Source organism: uncultured Chitinophaga sp., from assembly GCF_937874145.1.
Taxonomy (GTDB): Bacteria; Bacteroidota; Bacteroidia; order Chitinophagales; family Chitinophagaceae; genus Chitinophaga.
In genome coordinates, this window is the sequence record NZ_CALNBI010000144.1 from 1 (window position 1) to 4,978 (window position 4,978).

Below are 4,978 nucleotides of genomic sequence, written 5' to 3' on the forward strand. Positions count from 1 at the left end.
CCGGGCCATTGCCGGACAGATCCAGTGCATAACCGCCCGTCGTTTCGCCGATGGCGAAATAAACGGTCCCCCCGTCCGGGATATTCCGCTGGAAAAAGCTGTGCACGCTGCTGGGACTGAAAAACAGCACCCCGTCAAAACGTTCCTCCAGTTCCGCGGGCGTTTCCACGGTCTGGTATACAACAAGTTCCTCTACTTCGATGTTGTGCGCCAGCAGGTGCTCCGGCAGTTCGTTCCGGCGGATATTCCCGCAAAGGAACACCACTTTCCGGATATTCCCTTCGGCCACGATCTGCTTCGCCAGCTCCAGCGAACTGGAGGCGGTGCCGAGGATCACCGCGCCGGGGATCTCCGCGTGGATCACTTCCAGGGTAGCCCCGCCAAGGCAATAGATCTTTTGTTCCGCACCGTTATCCCAGATCCCGGCTACGGATTTCACCGTATTGGGACTGGTAAACACGAGCACATGCCCGCCCAGGGCGATTTCCGCCAGCCGCGCGGAAAGTTCCGGGGCGCGGACGGGCAGGATGTCGATGAAAGGCTGGTCTACCAATGCGATGCCGCGGGCGGCGGCGTCCTGGCGCAGCGATTCCTGGAGCGACTTCGTGCTTAATATGCGGTATTTAGCGCTGCTGGGCATTTCTGATTTCCTGTATTACTGCGTCTCCGCCCTGGGAAAGGATTTCAAGCGCCGCGTCGTGCCCGGTGCCGGCGGCTGCCGAAACGGCAACGCGGCGGGTGGCGAGGAACGAGCGGGTGCCGTCGAGGCTGCAAAGGCTGCCTTCGAAGAACATTTCGCCGTCGCTGATGTAAGCGTAGGCGCTGATCGGCGTGGTGCAGCCGCCGAGGAGCGTGCGCAAAAAGCCGCGCTCTTCGGTGGTGCAGATGGCGGTGTCGGTATGGTTCAGCGGAGCGAGGGCTTCGCGTACTGCCGTATTATCTTCCCGGCAGGCAGCCACGATGGCGCCTTGCGCGGGGGCGGGGATCATCCAGTCGAGTTCCACGGAGGTTTCCGGGCGAACGTTGATGCGTTCGAGCCCTGCGGCGGCGAAGATGGCGGCGTCCCAATTTTCGGAAGCCAGCTTCTCCAGGCGTTTGATGACGTTGCCGCGGAGGTTGTGGAGCTGATGGTTAGGGAAACGGCGGAGCCACTGCGCCTTGCGGCGGATGCTGCTGGTGCCGATATTGGCCACGGATGCAAGATCGTCGAGGAAAGCAGTGCTGCCTTTGTGTACGAGCAGGTCTTTCACCGGCCCGCGTTCCAGGATGGCGGCGTTGACGAGGCCCTGCGGGAGCTGGGTGGGCACGTCTTTAAAAGAGTGCACCGCTACGTCGATCTTGCCGGCGAGCAGCGCAATATCGAGGGTTTTGGTGAAAATACCCTGGACGCCGATCTCGTAAAGGGGCGTCACCAGGTCGATGTCGCCTTCGCTTTTAATGGGAACGAGCTCCACGGCGTGGCCGTTTTGCGTCAATAAATCTTTCACCAGGTTAGCCTGCCACATGGCGAGCCGGCTATCCCGTGTGCCTATTCGGATCATCTTGTCCATTGTTTTTAGTCCTGATTTGCGCCGGTCTCGAATATTTCACTGATCATGGCGATGTATTGGTCGCCCTTTTCAGTTTCCTTGCGCACTTTGCCGGCCATGAGGTTAATCATTTTCTGGATGATGCGGGAAGAAACTTCCTCGATGTCTTCCAGGTTATAATGAGCGCCGTTTTTCTGCTCTTTGATTTCGCGGGCATGGATCTCGGTGAGTTTCTCCTTGACCGCTTTGAGCACTACGGCATGTTTGCGCATTTTATACCAGTAGAGGAACTCTTCCATGTGTTCCTCGATGATGGAGATGGCTTTGGGAACTTCGTTGAGCCTGCGGGCGAGGGTTTCGTCCTGGATCTTGCTGAGATCGTCGACGTTCACCACTTCCACATGGGAAAGCTCGCGCACGTCGGCCGCTACGTTGAAGGGAATGGAAAGGTCTATGATCAGCTTGCTGCCGGTGCCTTCCATATGTTTACGGAGGATGGTGGGCTGGGGGGCGTTGGTGGCCACCAGGATCACGTCTGCCGCGCGCAGGGATTCGCCGAGCTGCTCGAAGGGCGCATATTGTAACCCGTGCTTGCCTGCGAAATCTTCCGCCACGGCCGTGGTGCGGTTGATGAGCGTGATATTGCGCACGCCCAGGTATTCCATCATGTTCTTGCAGGTGTTGCGGCCGATCTTGCCCACACCGAGCAGTACGATGTTTTTCTGTTGGATGTCGGCCACCTTGCTTTCCAGCAGCCTGACTGCGGCGAATGCCACCGATACGGTGCCGGAACTGAGGCCGGTTTCGTTTTTGATGAGCTTGGAAACCTGCAGCACGCTGTTCACCAGTCTTTCCAGGAAAGTACCCACACACCCGTTTGCTTTCGCGAACTTGGCGGCGCCTTTTATCTGGCCGATGATTTCATAGTCGCCGAGGATCTGGCTGTCGAGCCCCGTGCCTACCTGGTACAGGTGGCGGACGGCGCCCTCACCGGATTTCACATACGCCAGGCTGTTGAACACCTGCAAATTACCGTTGGCGGCGCCGCAGAGGAGCCGCATCAGATCGGCCGGATCGGGGGCGAAACCATAAATTTCGGTGCGGTTGCAAGTGGAGAGCACGAACAAATCGTGCATGCCGGCAGCTTGCGCTGCCTGTAAAAGTTGCTGGTATTGGTCCTGGTTTATGGCAAATAGTCCCCGGATCGCAGCGTCAGTTTTCTTATAGTTGATCCCAACGATATGAAAATTCGATATGTCTTTAGGCTGTTTGACCTGCATGATTTTCTTAAAAGCTTCCGGGTGCAAAAATACTGTCATACCCTTCAAAACCACGTCAGAGGCTGTCACCGGTATGTCATTTCTCCCTATGGTGAAAGGCACTCCCAAAAAATGATTTTCATCAGTCGGCTGAAGCCTGTGCTGCCACGGCGTTGTAACATTCGCATGACGTAGAGCCATGATGGATGTCATGATAAAGTCCCTTTCATGGCGCTTTCCAGCTGCGTGAATCTAACAATTTAATGACAGACGATGCGGAAGTTACCTGTAAAAGCGCGTAATTTTGCAGGAATTTTGACAAAGCTTATGGTCGCAACATCTGATACAGCCATCGTGCTCATGAATCTCGGATCGCCGGATTCCACCGCCGTTCCGGACGTGAAGAAATATCTCCTCGAATTCCTGATGGACAAACGCGTGATCGATTACCCCTGGCTTATGCGCAAGTTGCTGGTGGGAGGCGTCATCGTTCCGAAACGGGCGGAGAAAAGTGCGGAGGCTTATAAAAGTATCTGGTGGGAGGAGGGCTCCCCGCTCATCGTGCTCACCAAACAATTGCAAAAAGCCCTGCAGCACGATATGGAAATGCCCGTGGAGATCATGATGCGATATGGCAACCCTTCCCCCGAATTCACTTTCGATAAACTGGTGAAAGAACATCCCGGGTTGAAAAACGTGGTGCTCGTTCCCCTGTACCCGCATTACGCAATGAGCAGCTTCGAAACCGCGGCGGAATATGCGAAGGAAATCTACCGCAAAAAACGCTATCCCTTCGAACTGAAGGTGATAGAACCGTTCTACCGGCACCCGGATTACATCCACGCGCTCGCCGAAAGCATGCGGCCTTACGTGGAACAGGAATTCGATCATCTCCTCTTCAGCTACCACGGTGTACCGGTGAGGCATATACGCAAAGGCGATGTAACTGGCAGCCATTGCCTGAAAGTGAACGACTGCTGCCACGTGGATTCCAAAGCCCACAAGCAGTGTTACCGGCACCAGGTGACGGTAACCGCCGAGCTGGTGGCGAAAGAACTGGGGATTCCCAGGGAAAAATGGAGCCTGTGCTTCCAGAGCCGGCTGGGGCGGGAAGAATGGATCCGGCCATATACCGACGAGCGCCTGCGCGCGCTCCCCGGCGAAGGCGTGAAGAAGCTGCTGGTGGTGTGCCCGGCATTTGTGTCGGACTGCCTCGAAACCCTGGAAGAGATCGCGGTGGAAGGGAAACATACCTTCATCGAAAGCGGCGGCGATTCGTTTACGATGATCCCCTGCGTGAACACGCATCCGGAATGGGTGAAAACCCTCGGCATCCTGTGCCGCGAAAAAATGGATACGGTCATGGTATAAAAACCAGGATGTAATATATGTGCGAAGCCGGCGTATATGCGCCGGCTTTTTTATGTCCGCATCCATGCAAAACGGAGATATTTATTTCGGCCGGACCAGAATTTTTCACTAAATTCCATCAGCTAAATTCCAACACCGATGATCTTGGCCGTTCTCAAGGAAAAAACAGGAGAAAACAGGGTGTCGCTCGTTCCGGAAGTCGTGAAGCAACTCGTTCAGCAACAGGTGGAAGTATGGGTGGAGGAAGGCGCGGGCGCGGCGGCATTTTATCCGGACGCATTATACCGGGAAGCCGGCGCGGCCCTCAAAACCCGGGGAGAAATCCTCAAGGGCGCCGATGCGCTGCTGTCGATACGCCCTCCCGAAGCGGCGGATTACGAACAGGTGGCGCCCGGAAAGATTTGGGCCGGCGTATACCAGCCCCTGTTTAACCCCGGCCTCATGCAACAGCTCGCCGCCCGGCAGTTCACCGTTTTCAGTCTCGATTCCATCCCCCGCACCACCCGCGCCCAGAGCATGGACGTACTTAGTTCCCAGGCGAATATCGCGGGATACAAGGCGGTATTGCTCGCCGCGTATACATATGGCCGCTATTTTCCCATGTTCATGACCGCCGCCGGCAGCATTCCGCCGGCGAAAGTGCTCATCCTCGGGGCTGGTGTGGCAGGCCTGCAGGCCATCGCCACCGCACGCAGGCTGGGAGCCGTAGTGGAAGTGTTCGACACAAGGCCGGCCGTCAAAGAAGAAGTGATGAGCCTCGGCGCGAAGTTCGTGGAAGTGGAAGGCGCGGCCGACGCTTCCAAAGCCGGCGGATACGCC

4 protein-coding genes and 1 pseudogene are annotated in these 4,978 nt (G+C 56.6%); 2 read left to right on the forward strand and 3 right to left on the reverse strand.

All coding sequences use genetic code 11. The annotated features are described in order from the left end of the window. From Q0510_RS06660 to hemA, 3 genes are all read right to left on the reverse strand, one after another. Positions 1-640 (reverse strand): uroporphyrinogen-III synthase (locus Q0510_RS06660; protein WP_298709388.1); only part of this gene is annotated, 640 nt, incomplete at its 3' end. Further along, the gene (hemC, locus tag Q0510_RS06665) at positions 624-1,541 is read right to left on the reverse strand and encodes a hydroxymethylbilane synthase (protein WP_298709391.1); all 918 of its coding nucleotides are present in this window, start codon (positions 1,539-1,541) and stop codon (positions 624-626) included. The genes Q0510_RS06660 and hemC, both read right to left, overlap by 17 nt. 14 nt (positions 1,542-1,555) lie before the next feature. After that, positions 1,556-2,809 carry a glutamyl-tRNA reductase gene (gene hemA, locus Q0510_RS06670; RefSeq protein ID WP_298709394.1) on the reverse strand — a complete coding sequence of 418 codons (1,254 nt, stop codon included), beginning with the start codon at positions 2,807-2,809 and terminating at the stop codon, positions 1,556-1,558. A gap of 306 nt (positions 2,810-3,115) precedes the next feature. On the opposite strand from hemA, the gene hemH reads away from it, so the two are divergent. Together hemH and Q0510_RS06680 are read left to right on the forward strand one after the other, a co-directional pair. After that, positions 3,116-4,159, forward strand: coding sequence for a ferrochelatase (gene hemH / locus Q0510_RS06675; protein WP_298709396.1), 1,044 nt, complete (start codon positions 3,116-3,118; stop codon positions 4,157-4,159). A 138-nt stretch (positions 4,160-4,297) separates the two neighbouring features. Beyond that, positions 4,298-4,978: pseudogene (locus Q0510_RS06680) on the forward strand (NAD(P)(+) transhydrogenase (Re/Si-specific) subunit alpha); the annotation flags it as partial.